At 63.7% G+C, this 270-nt stretch carries 1 pseudogene; it reads left to right on the top strand.

From position 1 onward, the window contains the following. Nucleotides 1-270: pseudogene (locus B4F73_RS02500) on the top strand (alpha-glucuronidase family glycosyl hydrolase); the annotation flags it as partial.

Raw genomic sequence — 270 nt, 5'->3', positions numbered from 1 at the left:
TGTTCATTTCGATTTCAATTGGTTTCGGCGTGTTGCCGGCTGTTGCAGAGGATGGCTACGAACTCTGGCTTCGGTACGAACAGCTTGAGGCCAGACCCGCCGACGCGCCGCGCCATGTGATGGCCGCCTGCGCTGAGCCGTCGGAGACGCTTCAGGCCGCGCTTGCGGAAATCGAGCGGGCCACGGAGTCCCTGCTGGGAAATTCCCTCCAATCCACGGACAGGCTGCGTAGCCGGACACTCGTGCTCGCCAGTGCGGACTGCGCCGACG

This window comes from Hyphomonas sp. UBA3601, assembly GCF_002375605.1.
Taxonomy (GTDB): domain Bacteria; phylum Pseudomonadota; class Alphaproteobacteria; order Caulobacterales; family Hyphomonadaceae; genus Hyphomonas.
Note: the sequence above shows the minus strand (reverse complement) of the source record. Positions and strands in the feature narration are given on the sequence as shown.